This is a genomic window from Pseudomonas sp. HC1(2025) (assembly GCF_058742075.1).
Genome location: NZ_CP196017.1, coordinates 5,152,820 through 5,166,457, shown reverse-complemented (window position 1 = coordinate 5,166,457; position 13,638 = coordinate 5,152,820). Strand labels below are relative to the sequence as shown.

General features: G+C 61.6%; 13 protein-coding genes and 1 pseudogene. 5 read left to right on the top strand and 9 right to left on the bottom strand.

The genetic code is table 11. The annotated features are described in order from the left end of the window. Nucleotides 1–64 precede the first annotated feature (64 nt). From ACSSVH_RS23155 to ACSSVH_RS23140, 4 genes are all read left to right on the top strand, one after another. Entirely contained in the window at nucleotides 65–793 is a 729-nt protein-coding gene (locus tag ACSSVH_RS23155; protein WP_169951322.1) for a substrate-binding periplasmic protein, read from the top strand. 129 nt (nucleotides 794–922) lie between these two features. Further along, nucleotides 923–1,540: a GTP cyclohydrolase II gene (ribA, locus tag ACSSVH_RS23150; RefSeq protein ID WP_169951320.1), complete on the top strand. Its 618-nt coding sequence runs from the start codon at nucleotides 923–925 to the stop codon at nucleotides 1,538–1,540. After that, nucleotides 1,537–1,956, top strand: a complete 420-nt coding sequence (locus ACSSVH_RS23145) for a nuclear FMR1 interacting 1 family protein (protein WP_169951318.1) — start codon at nucleotides 1,537–1,539, stop codon at nucleotides 1,954–1,956. The genes ribA and ACSSVH_RS23145 overlap by 4 nt, the downstream gene beginning before the upstream one ends. Then, a complete protein-coding gene (locus ACSSVH_RS23140) occupies nucleotides 1,956–2,753 on the top strand; it encodes a cobalamin-binding protein (protein ID WP_172312327.1) in 798 nt (265 codons plus the stop codon). The genes ACSSVH_RS23145 and ACSSVH_RS23140 overlap by 1 nt, the downstream gene beginning before the upstream one ends. A 146-nt stretch (nucleotides 2,754–2,899) precedes the next feature. Here the strand turns inward: ACSSVH_RS23140 and ACSSVH_RS23135 are convergent, their stop codons facing one another. The 4 genes from ACSSVH_RS23135 to ACSSVH_RS23120 form a co-directional block, all read right to left on the bottom strand. Continuing rightward, a complete protein-coding gene (locus ACSSVH_RS23135) occupies nucleotides 2,900–4,795 on the bottom strand; it encodes a TonB-dependent receptor domain-containing protein (RefSeq protein ID WP_172312325.1) in 1,896 nt (631 codons plus the stop codon). Between the two features lie 135 nt (nucleotides 4,796–4,930). Beyond that, nucleotides 4,931–6,829 (bottom strand): 1-deoxy-D-xylulose-5-phosphate synthase, encoded by a 1,899-nt coding sequence (dxs, locus tag ACSSVH_RS23130; protein ID WP_492633790.1) that lies wholly within the window; start codon nucleotides 6,827–6,829, stop codon nucleotides 4,931–4,933. A 110-nt stretch (nucleotides 6,830–6,939) separates the two neighbouring features. Next, entirely contained in the window at nucleotides 6,940–7,827 is an 888-nt protein-coding gene (gene ispA / locus ACSSVH_RS23125) for a (2E,6E)-farnesyl diphosphate synthase (RefSeq protein ID WP_492633789.1), read from the bottom strand. Next, nucleotides 7,824–8,066, bottom strand: a complete 243-nt coding sequence (locus ACSSVH_RS23120) for an exodeoxyribonuclease VII small subunit (RefSeq protein ID WP_029299452.1) — start codon at nucleotides 8,064–8,066, stop codon at nucleotides 7,824–7,826. The genes ispA and ACSSVH_RS23120 overlap by 4 nt, the downstream gene beginning before the upstream one ends. A gap of 151 nt (nucleotides 8,067–8,217) precedes the next feature. On the opposite strand from ACSSVH_RS23120, the gene ACSSVH_RS23115 reads away from it, so the two are divergent. Beyond that, on the top strand, nucleotides 8,218–8,388 hold the full coding sequence (locus ACSSVH_RS23115) for a hypothetical protein (RefSeq protein WP_492633788.1): 171 nt from the start codon (nucleotides 8,218–8,220) through the stop codon (nucleotides 8,386–8,388). Here ACSSVH_RS23115 and ACSSVH_RS23110 read toward each other — a convergent pair. The 5 genes and pseudogenes from ACSSVH_RS23110 to ACSSVH_RS23090 form a co-directional block, all read right to left on the bottom strand. After that, the gene (locus ACSSVH_RS23110) at nucleotides 8,385–8,783 is read right to left on the bottom strand and encodes a MerR family transcriptional regulator (RefSeq protein ID WP_492633787.1); all 399 of its coding nucleotides are present in this window, start codon (nucleotides 8,781–8,783) and stop codon (nucleotides 8,385–8,387) included. The two genes, ACSSVH_RS23115 and ACSSVH_RS23110, sit on opposite strands and share 4 nt — an antisense overlap. Then, a pseudogene (locus ACSSVH_RS23105) lies at nucleotides 8,770–9,365 on the bottom strand (NAD(P)H-dependent oxidoreductase). Before ACSSVH_RS23105 ends, ACSSVH_RS23110 begins: the two are co-directional and overlap by 14 nt. 112 nt (nucleotides 9,366–9,477) lie before the next feature. Then, complete coding sequence (locus ACSSVH_RS23100) at nucleotides 9,478–11,118, bottom strand: CapA family protein (RefSeq protein ID WP_492633786.1); 1,641 nt, start codon at nucleotides 11,116–11,118, stop codon at nucleotides 9,478–9,480. Between the two features lie 54 nt (nucleotides 11,119–11,172). Beyond that, nucleotides 11,173–12,261 (bottom strand): M14 family metallopeptidase, encoded by a 1,089-nt coding sequence (locus ACSSVH_RS23095; RefSeq protein ID WP_492633785.1) that lies wholly within the window; start codon nucleotides 12,259–12,261, stop codon nucleotides 11,173–11,175. Nucleotides 12,262–12,334: 73 nt separating this feature from the next. Further along, complete coding sequence (locus ACSSVH_RS23090; protein WP_169951294.1) at nucleotides 12,335–13,627, bottom strand: MFS transporter; 1,293 nt, start codon at nucleotides 13,625–13,627, stop codon at nucleotides 12,335–12,337. Nucleotides 13,628–13,638: the final 11 nt, after the last annotated feature.

Here is a 13,638-nt window from a genome sequence, read left to right as displayed (position 1 = left end):
CGGCGGGCTGCGCTACCCTTTACAGCGTTGTAGAACAGATCGCTTTTCCCAGGAGGACGTCATCATGGGGCTACGTCGCTGGTTGCTGATCCTGCTGTGTGTTGTCGCGCCTGGCGTATGGGCCGATGACAGCTCTGAAGTGCCCAGCCAGATCCGTCTGGCCAGTGAAACCTGGAATGACTACACCAACGCCGACGGCAGCGGCCTGGCCTGGGATGTGTTGCGGGAAATCTTCGAGCCGGCCGGGGTCAAGGTCAAGATTCGCAGCGTGCCCTACACCCGCTCAGTCGGCCTGGCACGGCGGGGCGAAGTGGATGCCTGGGTCGGCTCCTATCATGATGAAACCGAAGGCGTGCTGTACGCCCGCTGGAACTATGACGCCGACCACATCTACGCCCTGGGCCTGGCGGGCAGCCCCGTACCGACCCTGGTGACCCTGGGTACTTACCGCCTGGCCTGGGTGCGCGGCTACAAGTACGAGGAGTACCTGCCCAATATTCATCGTTTCAACCAGATCGAGCGTCGTGGCGGGATTTTGCCGATGCTCCAGCACGGGCGGGCCGACTTCTACATCGATGCCCTGGCCGAATTGAAATACATCCTGGGCCAAGCCGACGACCCGTCCGCGTTCAAGCTCACGCACATTGCCGAACTGCCGTTGTTCCTGGGGTTTACCGACAATGAGCGGGGGCGGGCGCTGATGGCGTTGTTTGACCAGCGCATGGAGGCGCTGGTGAAAAGTGGCGAGTTGAAACCGATTTTCCAGCGCTGGAATCAGCCGTATCCGTTTTGACGCCCATAGAACCAAGGCAAAGGCCAATCGAACCGATTGATCTTTATCAGCGATAATTCAGCTTAAGCGTCTGTAGGAACGTGCTGTTACAATGCCTGCCTCTGTGAAATCTGAAATCAGGAGCACACGGTGCCCGTCGTTTTCGTCGCTGCTTCCAAGCTGCCTACCCCTTTTGCCACGTTTACCATGCATGGCTTTCTTGAAAAAGCCTCCGGGCGCGAGCATGTCGTGCTCAGCCTGGGCGATGTGGCCGATGGCGCCCCGGTCCTGGGCCGCGTGCACTCCGAGTGCCTGACCGGTGACGCACTGTTCAGCCAGCGCTGCGACTGCGGTTCGCAACTGGAAGCCGCCTTGCAAGCCATCGCCCGTGAAGGCCGTGGCGTGCTGCTGTATCTGCGTCAGGAAGGCCGGGGCATTGGTTTGCTGAACAAGATCCGCGCCTACGAACTGCAAGACGGCGGCGCCGACACCGTAGAAGCCAATGAGCGCCTGGGCTTTGCCGCCGATCAGCGCGACTACGGCATCTGCCTGCCGATGCTCGAACACCTGGGCATCCAGTCCCTGCGCCTGATGACCAACAACCCGCGCAAGGTCAACGCCTTGACCGAGATGGGCATCACCGTTGCCGAGCGCGTGCCGCTGCACACCGGGCATAACCCGCACAACAAACTCTACCTGGCGACCAAAGCCAGCAAGCTCGACCATATGATGGGCAACGAGCATCAGGGCGAGGTCGACCGGGCGTGACGCGCGGCCAGGTCAAGCGGCGGCTGTCCTTCAGTTGGTGGCAGTACCTGGCGCTGGCGTTGCTGCCGTTGTTCGTGATCAACCTGGTGTTTGGTCAGGGCGAGCCGCTGTTGCCAGTGTTGGCGATGCCGTTCTTTATCGCCGGCGTTGCCTCGATGTTTGCCAGCCTGCGTTACTTCCATGGCTATAAACATGCGCTGATTGCCACCTCCAAGGCCCTGGATACACCTGAAGAGCCCGCCGCCTGGATCACCCTCGCGGCTCGTCGACGCACGGCGCTGCTGGTCGCGGCGTTCCCGGCCTGGATCGGTGCGCTGGCCGTGTTCGTCGGCCTGGAGGCAGTGCCGCTGTTTCTCCTGGCCTTGTCGACCCTGGTGCTGTTCTACCTCTATCGCATCCCGCGTCAGCTCGGTTGATGCGCTTGTGGCTGGCGGTTCTGCTGCTGGCCGCCAGCGCGTCGGCGGCGGCGGTCGAGCGGGTGGTCAGCCTCGCACCGTCCCTATCTGAAATCGTCGTTGAGCTGGGTGCGAGCGATCTGCTGGTGGGCGTGCTCGACGGCGGCGAGCGGCCTGACGCGCTGCGCAATGTGCCCTCGGTGGGCCGTTATGGGCAGTTGGACCTGGAGCGACTGCTCAGCCTGCAGCCTGACTTGTTGCTGCTCTGGCCCGGCAGCGTCGGCCCCGCCCAGCGCGAGCAGCTCAAACGCCTGAACATCCCGATCTACGTCGCCGAACCCCATAGCCTTGAACAACTGAGCAGCCAGGTCGAAGTCATCGCCCAACAGCTGGGCCGCGCCGAAGCCGGTCGCCAACTGGCCGCCCGCTTGCGTCAACGCTTGGCCGAGTTGCGCCAGCGTTATCAGCGTAGCGAGCCGTTGCGCGTGTTCTACCAGGTCTGGAACCAACCGCTGTACACCGTGGGCGGTGGGCAGATCATCAGCGATGCGCTCAGCGTATGTGGCGCGCGCAATGTGTTTGACGACCTCAAGTTGCCAGCCCCGCAGGTCAATATCGAGTCGGTGTTGCAGCGTGATCCCCAGGTGATCCTCGCGGCGGATCAAGCGCAACTGGACGACTGGAAGGCCTGGCCCCAGGTGGCGGCGGTGGTCCAGGGGCGCTTGCTGATCGTGCCGGATAAAGGGCTGGAGCGGCCCAGTGGGCAGATGGTGGAGGCGGTGGCGAGGTTGTGTCAGGTGATTGCGCCGAACCGCTAAGACCGCTATCGCAGGCAAGCCAGCTCCCACATTTGACTGTATTCACACATCAAAAGGTGGGAGCTCGGCAGTGCAGAATATTTTGGCCACACCACAGAACAAATGTGGGAGCTGGCTTGCCTGCAATGGCGTCGGCCCGGACAACCTCAGAGCTGCGGCGTCCACGTCACCCCAAGCATCCACGTCCGGCCTTCTTCGCGGTACGGCTGGTTGTTCGCGAAGTTCGGATCGTCATAGCTGTACCACGCCCGTGTATAGCGGCGATCCAGCAGGTTATCGACCTTCAGCGACAGCGCCACTTCCCGATTCAGTGCCCAACCGCTGCGCAATCCCACCAGGTAATAGCCCGCTAGCCGGTTTTTATTGTACTCGTCGTCGTAGCTGCTGCTGATGGCCTGCCAGCTGGCGCCCAGGCTCAATTGGTCGAACTGCCGATCCAGGTCCAGGTTCAGGGTGCGCCGGGCACGACGGGCCAGGGTGTGGCCGCTGTTGCGGTCACGTGGGTCGATGATCGACAGGCCGAGGTTGCCTTGCCAGCCGAAGAACTCCTGCTTGAGGGCGGCTTCGAAGCCGTTGATGCGGGCGGTGGCGACATTTTGTGGCTTGCTGCTGGCGTCGAGGATGATCGCGTCTTTCAGGTCGGTGCGGTACAGCGAGGCTTCCAGGCGTGTGCTGTCACTGAGCTGGCTGCGCCATTGCAATTCATAGCTTTTCGATGTCTCTGGCTGCAGGTTCGGATTGCTGTACTGGGTGTCGGGGTAGTACAGGTCATTGAAAGTCGGTGCGCGAAACCCTTCGCTGTAACTCAGCAATACGTCGTTATCGCTGTTGACTGGCAAGGTCAGGGTGCCGCTCCAGCTGTTCTGCCCTCCAAATTGCTGGTTCTGGTCGCGGCGCAGCCCCAGTTCGGTGGAAAACCACTCGCCCTTGAAACGATGCTGGATAAATGCGGCACGGTTCCAGCGGCTGTTTTCGCTGAACGTGGTGCTGCCGTGAAAGCGGTCTTCATACCAATCACCGCCCAGAATCAGGCTGTTCTGCTGGTCGAGCGTCAGGTCGTTCTGCCAGTTGATCGAGTCGCGATAGGTGTTGAACACACTGAAGTCAGCACTGAGCTTGTCGCGCTTGGTGTCGCGGTTTTCGCTGTGGCCCAGCTCTACACGGGTCTGCCAGGCCTCGTTGAGTTGGGCGTCGATGTAAGCGCTGGCGCTGCTGACGGTGTAGTCGGTATAGGGCTTCTGGCCGACACTTTGCCCGGTAGCGAAATCATAGCGTCCAAAGCTGTTGTCATATTCCGACTTGCCCCGGCTATCCAGCAGGTTAAAACCCACCTCCAGCTCATCGCTGAACTCATGGCTAAGGTTCAAGCTCAGCGACTTATTGCGATAGGCATCATGGTCGCGGTCGCTGGGGAAGGAGGCGTGGCTCCAGTCGATACCGGCCGTGTCATCCAGGCTCGCGCCCAGGTTGAAGCGCGTGCGTTGATCACCGCCCGACAGGCCCAGGCTGCGCTCCCAGGTGTTGTTGCTGCCAAAGCCCAACTTCAGGCGCGGTTGCAGGCCTGGTCCGGCATTGCGTCGGGTAAATATCTGGATCACCCCGCCAATCGCGTCACTGCCGTAAATCACCGAGCGCGATCCGCGCAGCACTTCCACCCGTTCAATCTGGTCGACATTCAAGTATTGCAGGCCACTGTCGCCAGAGGTGGCATTGGCGATCCGCTGGCCATCCACCAGCACCAGGCTTTGCGCCGACTTGGTGCCGCGTATGAAGATCCCCGGCAAGCTGCCCCGGCCACCGGTCCGCGCCACTTGTACACCGGGCACGCGGCTGAGCAGGTCGGTCACGCTGGAGGGTTGCAGGCGGTCGATATCGTCGCGAGTGAATACGGTGTTGGCGGCGCTGCTGTCATTGCGCGCCTGCACCTGGCGGTTGGCACTGATGACCACATCGGGGAGCTTCAGGGCGGCGTCGCGGGTGTCGGCGAGCAGCTCTGGAGTGGGTAGGAGCAGGAGTGGCAGGGCAAGTCGAAGGTGTTTCATGGGCCGTCCATGGGTTCCAAGGCAATACAAAACAAATGTGGGAGCTGGCTTGCCTGCGATGCAGACACCTCGGTCTTTCAGATAGACCGGGGTGATGCTATCGCAGGCCAGCCAGCTCCCACAATTTGATCCGGTTTACAGGCCGAGCAAGGCCATGCGCTGGCGAACCGCAGCCTCGATCCCCGCTTCATCCAGCCCGCACTCAGCCAGCATCTGCGCCGGCTTGGCGTGCTCCACATAAATGTCCGGCAAACCCAGGTGCAGCACCGACTTGAGGATATTCTCCCGCGCCAGGAACTCACTGACTGCCGCACCGGCGCCGCCCATGATGGCGTTTTCTTCAACCGTTACCAGCAATTGATGGCTGCCGGCGGTCTCGCGCACCAGGGCTTCATCCAGGGGTTTGACGAAGCGCATGTCGATCACGGTGGCGTCGATTTTTTCCGCCACTTTCAGGGCTTCGGCCAGTTGCACGCCGAATACCAGGAACGCAGTCTGGCTGCCCTGGCGCCGCACGATGCCCTTGCCGATCTCGATCGGCTCCAGGTCTTTCTCGATCAGCGCATTCGGGCCGTTGCCACGGGGGTAGCGTACCGCTGCGGGGCCGTTGTACAGGTGGCCGGTGCTGAGCATCTTGCGCAGCTCGTTCTCGTCGCTTGGGGTCATCACCAGCATGCCGGGGATGCAGCGCAAGTACGACAGATCAAAGCTGCCGGCGTGGGTCGGGCCGTCTTCGCCCACCAAGCCGGCGCGGTCGATGGCGAACAGCACGTCGAGGTTCTGCACCGCCACATCGTGGACAAGCTGGTCATAACCGCGTTGCAGGAACGTGGAGTAGATCGCCACCACGGGCTTGGCGCCTTCGCAGGCCATGCCAGCGGCAAAGGTCACTGCGTGTTGCTCGGCAATCGCCACGTCGAAGTAGCGCAGCGGGAAACGCTCGCTGAACGCCACCAGGTCGGAGCCTTCCTTCATCGCCGGGGTAATGCCCACCAGGCGCGGATCGGCGGCGGCCATGTCGCACAGCCATTCGCCAAACACACCGGAGTACTTCGGCCCACTGGCCTTTTTCGGCGCCGCCACGGGCGCGTCCAGCGGTTCGAGCTTGGTGATGGCGTGGTAGCCAATCGGGTCGACTTCCGCCGGGGCGAAGCCTTTGCCTTTCTTGGTGACGATATGCAGGAACTGCGGGCCCTTGAGGTCGCGCATATTGCGCAGGGTAGCGATCAGGGTCGGCAGGTCGTGGCCGTCGATAGGGCCGATATAGTTCCAGCCCAGCTCTTCGAACAGGGTGCCGGGGACCAGCATGCCCTTGGCGTATTCTTCGGTACGGCGGGCAATTTCCCAGGCGCCGGGCAGGCGGGACAGCACTTTTTTGCTGCCCTCGCGCATGCTGGCGTAGGTGCGGCTGGACAGGATCTTCGCCAGGTAATTGGACAAACCACCGACATTGCGCGAGATCGACATGTCGTTGTCGTTGAGGATCACCAGCATGTTGGCGTCCACTTCCGGCGCATGGTTCAGCGCTTCAAACGCCATGCCGGCTGTCAGTGCGCCATCACCGATCACGGCAATCGCCTTGCGATCGCTGTTTTGCAGACGGGCGGCAATCGCCATGCCCAGGGCTGCGCTGATCGAGGTGCTGGAGTGGCCGACGCCAAAGGTGTCGTATTCGCTCTCGGAGCGGCGCGGGAAGGCGGCGATGCCGTCCTTCTGGCGCAAGGTGGCCATGCGCTCGCGGCGTCCGGTGAGGATTTTGTGCGGATACGCCTGGTGGCCCACGTCCCACACCAGCCGGTCGTCCGGGGTGTCGAATACGTAATGCAACGCGATGGTCAGCTCGATGACGCCAAGGCCAGCACCAAAATGCCCACCGGTCTGGCCGACCGTGTAGAGCAATTCCAGGCGCAACTCATCGGCCAGGGTTTCCAGCTCGGCTTCACCCAGGCGGCGCAGGCCGGCCGGCGTGTTAGCACGGTCCAGCAGAGGCGTGGTCGGGCGCTTGCGGGGAATCTCTTGAAACGTCGTGGGCATCAGGCGAATCGTTATAGGTATAGAAGAGGCGGCAGTTTACCTCAAGCATCGCAAACTGCCCACGCAGAGCACCGAACTTGGCCGATATGCGGCGGTAAAGGCCGCTGTAATCAGTGGCGGCGTTCGACGATATACCGCGCCAGGTCACGCAGCGGCTCGGCTGCCGCGTCGAATGGTCGCAGGGCGGCCAGGGCCTGGTCGCGCAGCTCCAGGGCATAGGCCTTGGCGGCTTCGAGCCCCAGCAGTGACGGATAGGTCGGCTTGTCACGGGCAATATCGGCGCCCTGGCGCTTGCCGAGGGTCGCGGTATCGCTTTCTACGTCGAGAATATCGTCCTGCACCTGGAACGCCAGGCCGATGGCCCGGGCATAGGTCTGCAAGGCGGCCAACTGCGCCGCTTCGGCGCGGCCACTGGCCAGGGCGCCGAGGTGCACGGCAGCCTCGATCAGCGCACCGGTCTTGTGCCGGTGCATATATTCCAGGGCTTGCTGGTCCAGCTTGAGGCCCACCGACCCCAGGTCAATCGCCTGGCCCCCGACCATACCGGCCGGGCCCGCAGCGCTGGCCAACGCGGTGACCATACGCAGGCGGATCTCGGCATTCACGCCGCTCAGGCGCGGATCAAGCAAGGCGCTGAACGCCAGGCTTTGCAGGCCGTCACCCGCGAGGATCGCACAGGCTTCGTCAAAGGCTTTATGGGTGGTGGGCTGGCCGCGCCGCAGATCGTCATCGTCCATCGCCGGCAAATCGTCATGCACCAATGAATAGGCATGAATCAACTCCACCGCACACGCCGCGCCATTGGCTTGCGCGGCGTCCACGCCCAGCGCCTCGCAGGCCGCATAGGCGAGCAATGGCCGTACGCGCTTGCCGCCGTTCATCACGCTGTAGCGCATGGCCTCATACAGCCTGGTCAGCTCCGGGCTGGGTGCCACAAACAGCGGTTCGAGCGCAGCATTGACCCGAGCCTGACTGCTGGCCTGATAAACGTCGATCATTGCGCTTGTTCCGCGTCGAAAGGTTCTTCGGCCAACTCCCCATCCCGTTCCAGCAATACCTGGACCTTCTGCTCCGCCTGCGCCAGGGCGCTCTGGCAGTCGCGGGTCAGGCCGATACCTTGCTCGAACGCCGTCAACGAGTCTTCCAGCGACAACTCGCCGTTCTCCAGACGCTCGACCAGGGTTTGCAGGTCGGCGAGGGATTGTTCGAAATCGAGTGCAACTTTTTTGCGGGCCATGGCGGCTATTCCGGTTGACGGTAAACGGGCGCGACACTAGCAGATAGGGGGTGGAGGGGCAAATGAGGGGCGTTTTGGCACGCCGGGTTTTTTCAGTCATACAGCCAAGGCTTCAGCTCCTAAGCAGCAGCTCAATGAAATGGTCAGGAAGATGCTGGATGAGCATAAGGACGTGGCCAAACCCGGCGACTTCGAGCTCGATGACATCATACTGCTGCGCGAAGCTAATGGTTTTGCCCAGCAATGGGTTGGCAGCACGACGCGGGAAATCCTGGCAGAAGAGCGCGTCCTGCAAAACAAATGGGGCGACCTGCTGAACTAGCCGATGTGCGCCGTGCCGGTTTCCACCAGACGTGCAAACTGGCACTGACCCTGGGCCTGTTCCAGGCTGCCCTCAAACGCCACCAGCCCTGCATGCACTTGCTGCAGGGCTTGGATCTGCGTCATCAACTCGAGTTTCTTTTGTGCTATCGCCTGGTTGGCGCGCTGCCAAGGCAGTTCATTGCCACGGTACCCGTGAAGAATCCCCTGCAACTCCTTGAGCTTGAAGCCCAACTGCTGCGCGCACTTGATAAACGTCAGCAGCTCAACGCTCTGCGCCGAATACACCCGATACCGCCCCTCGCGTTGCGGCTGCGGTAGCAAGCCGATGTCCTCGTAGTGACGAATCGCCTTGATCGTCGTGCCTGACAACTGCGCGGCTTTACCGATGTACATGCAGGTCCTTTCCTAAAAGAGTGTGCGGGCCTTCTTCAGCCACTTGTCGCGCTGCGCTGCAGTAGAGCCCAGCAGTGGGCCGAACATCAACGTCTTGATCGGCTTGATGCCACAAAACTCAAGGGTGGTCTTGCGCATTTCGTGCACGCCGGGCATGCGGTAGAACCAGCGGTAATACCACGGTGGCGTATCCATGGTCACCAGCAGGTGGGCGGTGCGGCCCTTCAAGAGCTTGTCGGGGAACGCCTTGCCCTTGCGGTATTTGAAGGCGAAGCCGGCAAGGAAGATCCGATCGATAAACCCCTTCAACAACGCCGGAACACCGCCCCACCAGATGGGGAACACGAACGTCAGATGAGTAGCCCAGAGGATGTCGGATTGGGCGCCGAGCAAGTCGGGCTCCAGGGGTTGGGCCTGGTGATAGGCATGGTGCAGGATCGGGTCGAACGTCAGCTCGCCCAGGCGCAGGAGACGTACCTCATGCCCGGCGTTTCTGGCCGATTGCAGGTAGGTCTCGGCGAGGGCCGAGCAGAAGCTGGTGCTGGAGGAGTGGCCGAGGATGACCAGGATGCGCTGAACCACGGGAAAGCCCTTGGGGAAATGATCTTCAGCGTAGGGTCTGCCGTATAGGGGAGAGTCAAGGGCCCTACAAAAAAGCCTGCCGTTCAAGGCAGGCTTGGCGCTGTTGCCCACATCAGCCCGGGAGGCTGGAAAGTGGCGACAGAATATCGCTCCACACCTTGTCCCGCAGATGGGGCAGTTGGCTCTTCTCCAACTCGGTCAGCCCGTAGCCATCCGGGTTCTCCAGCACATCGAAGAATTTGACGATGCGGCAGTTGAAACGCGTGTCATCCAATCTTTCGTTAACGATATAGATAGGCAGTGCTTTGACGTTGAACAGGCGAGTAACACCCAGGAATTTCCCGATGCTGAATTTGAGGGTGTAGGCCAGTTTTGAGTTACGGCTTTCGGGGTGATAACTGACGAAGTCGCCGAACGCGTAGATCACCAGCGCATCCTGCTTGCCAGGGCGCGGGATAAGTTCTGCGGGCTGGCTGACATGCGCATGGTTGCCAAGGATCGTGTCTACACCGCAGGCAATCACCTTGCGTGCGGCTTCCACGATATTGAGGTGGGGGTACATCTCGAACTCCCAGCCCCAGTGGCAGTAGGCGATGATCCAGTCCGCCCCCTTGGCTTTGGCGCGGGCGACCTGTTTTTCGATCAGTGAGTAGTCGGGCGCCGGGTTTACATCGTTGAAGCGCACCACGTTGGCCAGGTACGCCTTGTCAGGCGATGGGTCGCGGCCATTGAGGTCAAAGGTGTAGGCCAGCAAGGCAACCTTGATGCCGTTTTTCTCCACCACCACCACGTCATCCTGCTCGGCCTGGCTGGCGGCGGTACCGGCATAGTAGGCGCCGGATTTCTTCAGTACATCGAGGGTGGCGAGTACGCCTTGTTCATCCCAGTCCATGGCGTGGTTGGTCGCGGTACTGAAGAAGTTGATTTTCGCCTCGTCACGGAACTTGCGGAACATCGCCTCGGATGTATTCATCTGGGCCGGTTGCCCTTTGGCCTGATGGCGTCCCGGTTTTCTGTGGCAGTCAACGGTCGATTCCAGGTTGGCGCTGACGATGTCTGCGCTGCTGTAGAAATCCGTGATGTCGTCGAACAGGTGCGGGGTGTTTTCCGGGGTCAGGACATCGACCGCCAGCAGGTCTCCGGCACATGAAACCGAGACCGAACGCAAAGGCGGGTTGCCGAAGCCTGGGTCTATCGGCGATTGATTCAGGTTGAAGAAGTTGAACGCCTGGGACTCAAACAGCTCCTCCAGCCCGGAGCCTTTCTCGGCCACTTCAAGTTGATTGAACCAGTAGCGGTAAAGCCATTTGAGTTTTTGGAAAGGCTTGCCCGAGATGTCGTACACCCCGGTTTCTGGCTGTGGGTAGTGGAATTGCTCATAAAAGATGTAGCTGGCCAGAAGTACCGCGAGTCGGGTCAGGGCGCGCAGGTCAATGTGCTTGAGAGCCGGCGGGATGATCCCGAACGGCGGGCCTTCGATGATTTCATCGAGGGTGATGCCGGCGCTCAACTTGGCAGGATCGGCCAGCACGGGCTGGATCGCGGCAAACACCTTTTGCGGGCCCTCCTGCGCCACCCAGCCGAACAGCAGTCGGGCGCACTCCTGCTCATCGGGGCTGAGCGTCTCGGTCATCTTCAGCTCGCCCGTGGCTACGCGGCTGAGTGTGGTGACGACCTCATCCTGATGCTGGTCGAGACGGGTCTGGACCTTTTGCATGACCTCTTTTAACGCTTGCACCAAATATGCACTCATCATGAACATCCTCTGTGGTTTGAGTGGGTACCCCACCGATAGTGGGCATTTTTGTCATTCAAGGCGCGTGGCAAGACCGCGCAGGGTCAGCGCGGTCACTTCTCGGGCTTGTTCCAGGACCTGGCGCTTCCAGAGTTCGGTATCGATGTAGAAGGCATCGCGCAATTGGCGCTTGATCTGCACTCGTCGGGCTTGTGCCGTATCCGGATGGGTGTGCAGCCAGTGATCGGCACGTAGCGCTTCAAGCACCCGTGGCCCTGGCTGGGTGCCGTATTCCAGGGTCAAGCCGTTGTACTGCGCGTGCGGGCATTCCTCCATCACGGCCAGATCCAGGGTGCCATTGAGCATGGCCGACGAGGAGGTTCCGTCTGCGCTGGCCGTGACCTGCGCGCCCCACCAGCTGCGTGCCCGCGCAATATCGTTGGGGTGGTTGAGCCCTTTATAGATCCGCTCACCCACGCCACACGGGCCTAGGCCGGTGTGCACATCGATCCAGCCGATGCGCCGGCAGTGGTTGCCCAGGCGACGGATAATCTGGCGTAGTTGCAGGTTGCTCCAGGCGGGGGCCGCGCCTGCGTAAAACAGGCCTTCAGGGTGGCTGTGTTGGCCCCGGGTAATGGCTGACTGCAGGGCTTTGGTGCCATGTCGCAGCGCATATCCGGCCAGGCCCAACGTGCTGAGCAGGGTGGGTGGCTGCCGGCGGGGAAGCAGCAGCGGGGCGAGGGCGCGGTAGTCTGGGTTGTCGGGCAGCGGTTGGTTGAAGTCAATGAAGTTACGATTGAGGTCGATATTGTCTTCGTTGACCCGGCGCAGCCAGGAGAAGCCGTAGGGGTTGATCGCATGCAGGTACAGCACCGCCAGGTCCTGGCGCTGGCAGTGCTCCCCCCACTCGCGGTTGCGCAGGTGATCAACCTGTACGGCCGAGCCGCAGAAGCCTTCCACACCATGTACGCCGCTGCTCAGGACCAGCAGGTTGGTGGCCTTTGGTGAGCCGGCAAATACCACATCCAGGGCCAGTTCCTCGCCATCGATACCCGGTAGTGGGTGAGGATGAGATTGAGCCTCCAGACCCGCATTGGCACAGGCCTGGAGGAATTTTTGCCGAGCTTCGGCGTAGCTTTGTGAAAAGCAGGATAAGTCCATCGGGTGTTCCCTATTGGCAGTCGTGCTGGGCGCCGCGCGCAGCGCTCAAGGTGGTGGGCAATCACTGCGCGGTTTAGGCCGGGCTGGTGGCCTCAAAAGCTGCGCTGGGAGTGCTGGCAAGGAGTTCACGACGACTGCGCTCCGGGTCGATCAGTACCAGGCCCAGCAGGCTGAACACCAGCAGGGCAATGCCGAACAGGCCGATAGCCAGCTCGAAGCCGGTCACCAGGTCGCCGTTCTGCCAGCCAATGGCCTGGCCGACCAGCACTGGCGCGAGCATGCCGGCAGTGGTCAGCAGCGCAATATGGATCGCCAGCATGCTCCCGCGCTGGCGGGCCGGGGCGATGTGGGCAACGATGCTGAAGCCGAAGGCCGACAGCAGGTTGAGAAGGATGCTGCCGAGCAGGAAAAACCCCAGGGTCACCGTCAGGCTGGTGCTGGTAAAGCCCATCAGGATGTAGGTGACGGCGGCGACCAGGCACGCCAGTAGCGGCGGCACAACCATCGCCTTGCGCAGGCTGGCGCCGCGTTTCATCGCGCGTTGCGCCAGGCTGGAAACCAGCAAGTTGATAAAGATCACCCCCAGGGTGGTGGCCAGCACCAGGTACCCCGATTGCATCGGGGTCATGCCCAGGCCCCTTTGCAGGTAGGTGGGCAGCCAGCTGTAGAGCAAGGCATTGGGCAGGTAGCTGCAGAACGCGACCAGGGTAATGCAGACAAACGTGCGGTTGAGCAACAGGCGCTTGTAGGGCAGCGTGGGCAGCAGGTCGCCCTGGGTGTCCCGTGTATCGTCATGCTGGCCTTCACGGCCATAACGTTGCCACAGCAGCAGCCACACCAGGCCGACACCGGCCAGCAGCACATAGCCCGTGCGCCAGCCGTACTGCTCGATCAGCTTGGGCAGGGCGACCGCCCCGGCAATCGCGCCGAGCATGATTGCGACCTGGATCAGCGCTGCTGGCAGCACCCGCTCGCGGCTGGTGTACCACTTGAAGCAGGCGTGCTGGGTCACCGCCGTGCCCGGGCCGCAACCGGCACCGAGCAGGATGCGGCTGGCCAGCAGGGTGAAGAAACTGGTGGACAGGGCCGCGAGCAATTGGGCGGTCATCCATACCAGGGCCATGCCGGAGAGAATCCAGCGACTCGGCATACGGTTGGCGAGAAAACCCACCAGTACCCCAGAGATCGAATAAAGAAAAAAGAACGCGCTGCTGATAAAACCGAACTGTGCTGGCGTGAGCTTTAACTCATCAATGATCTGCGGGCCGGCGAAGGCAAAAATGGTCTTGTCCAGCACGCTGATAATCACCACTGTCATCAGCAGGGCAACGACGAGCGGGCGTCGGCTATCGGTAAATGAACTCATGGTTATGGCCT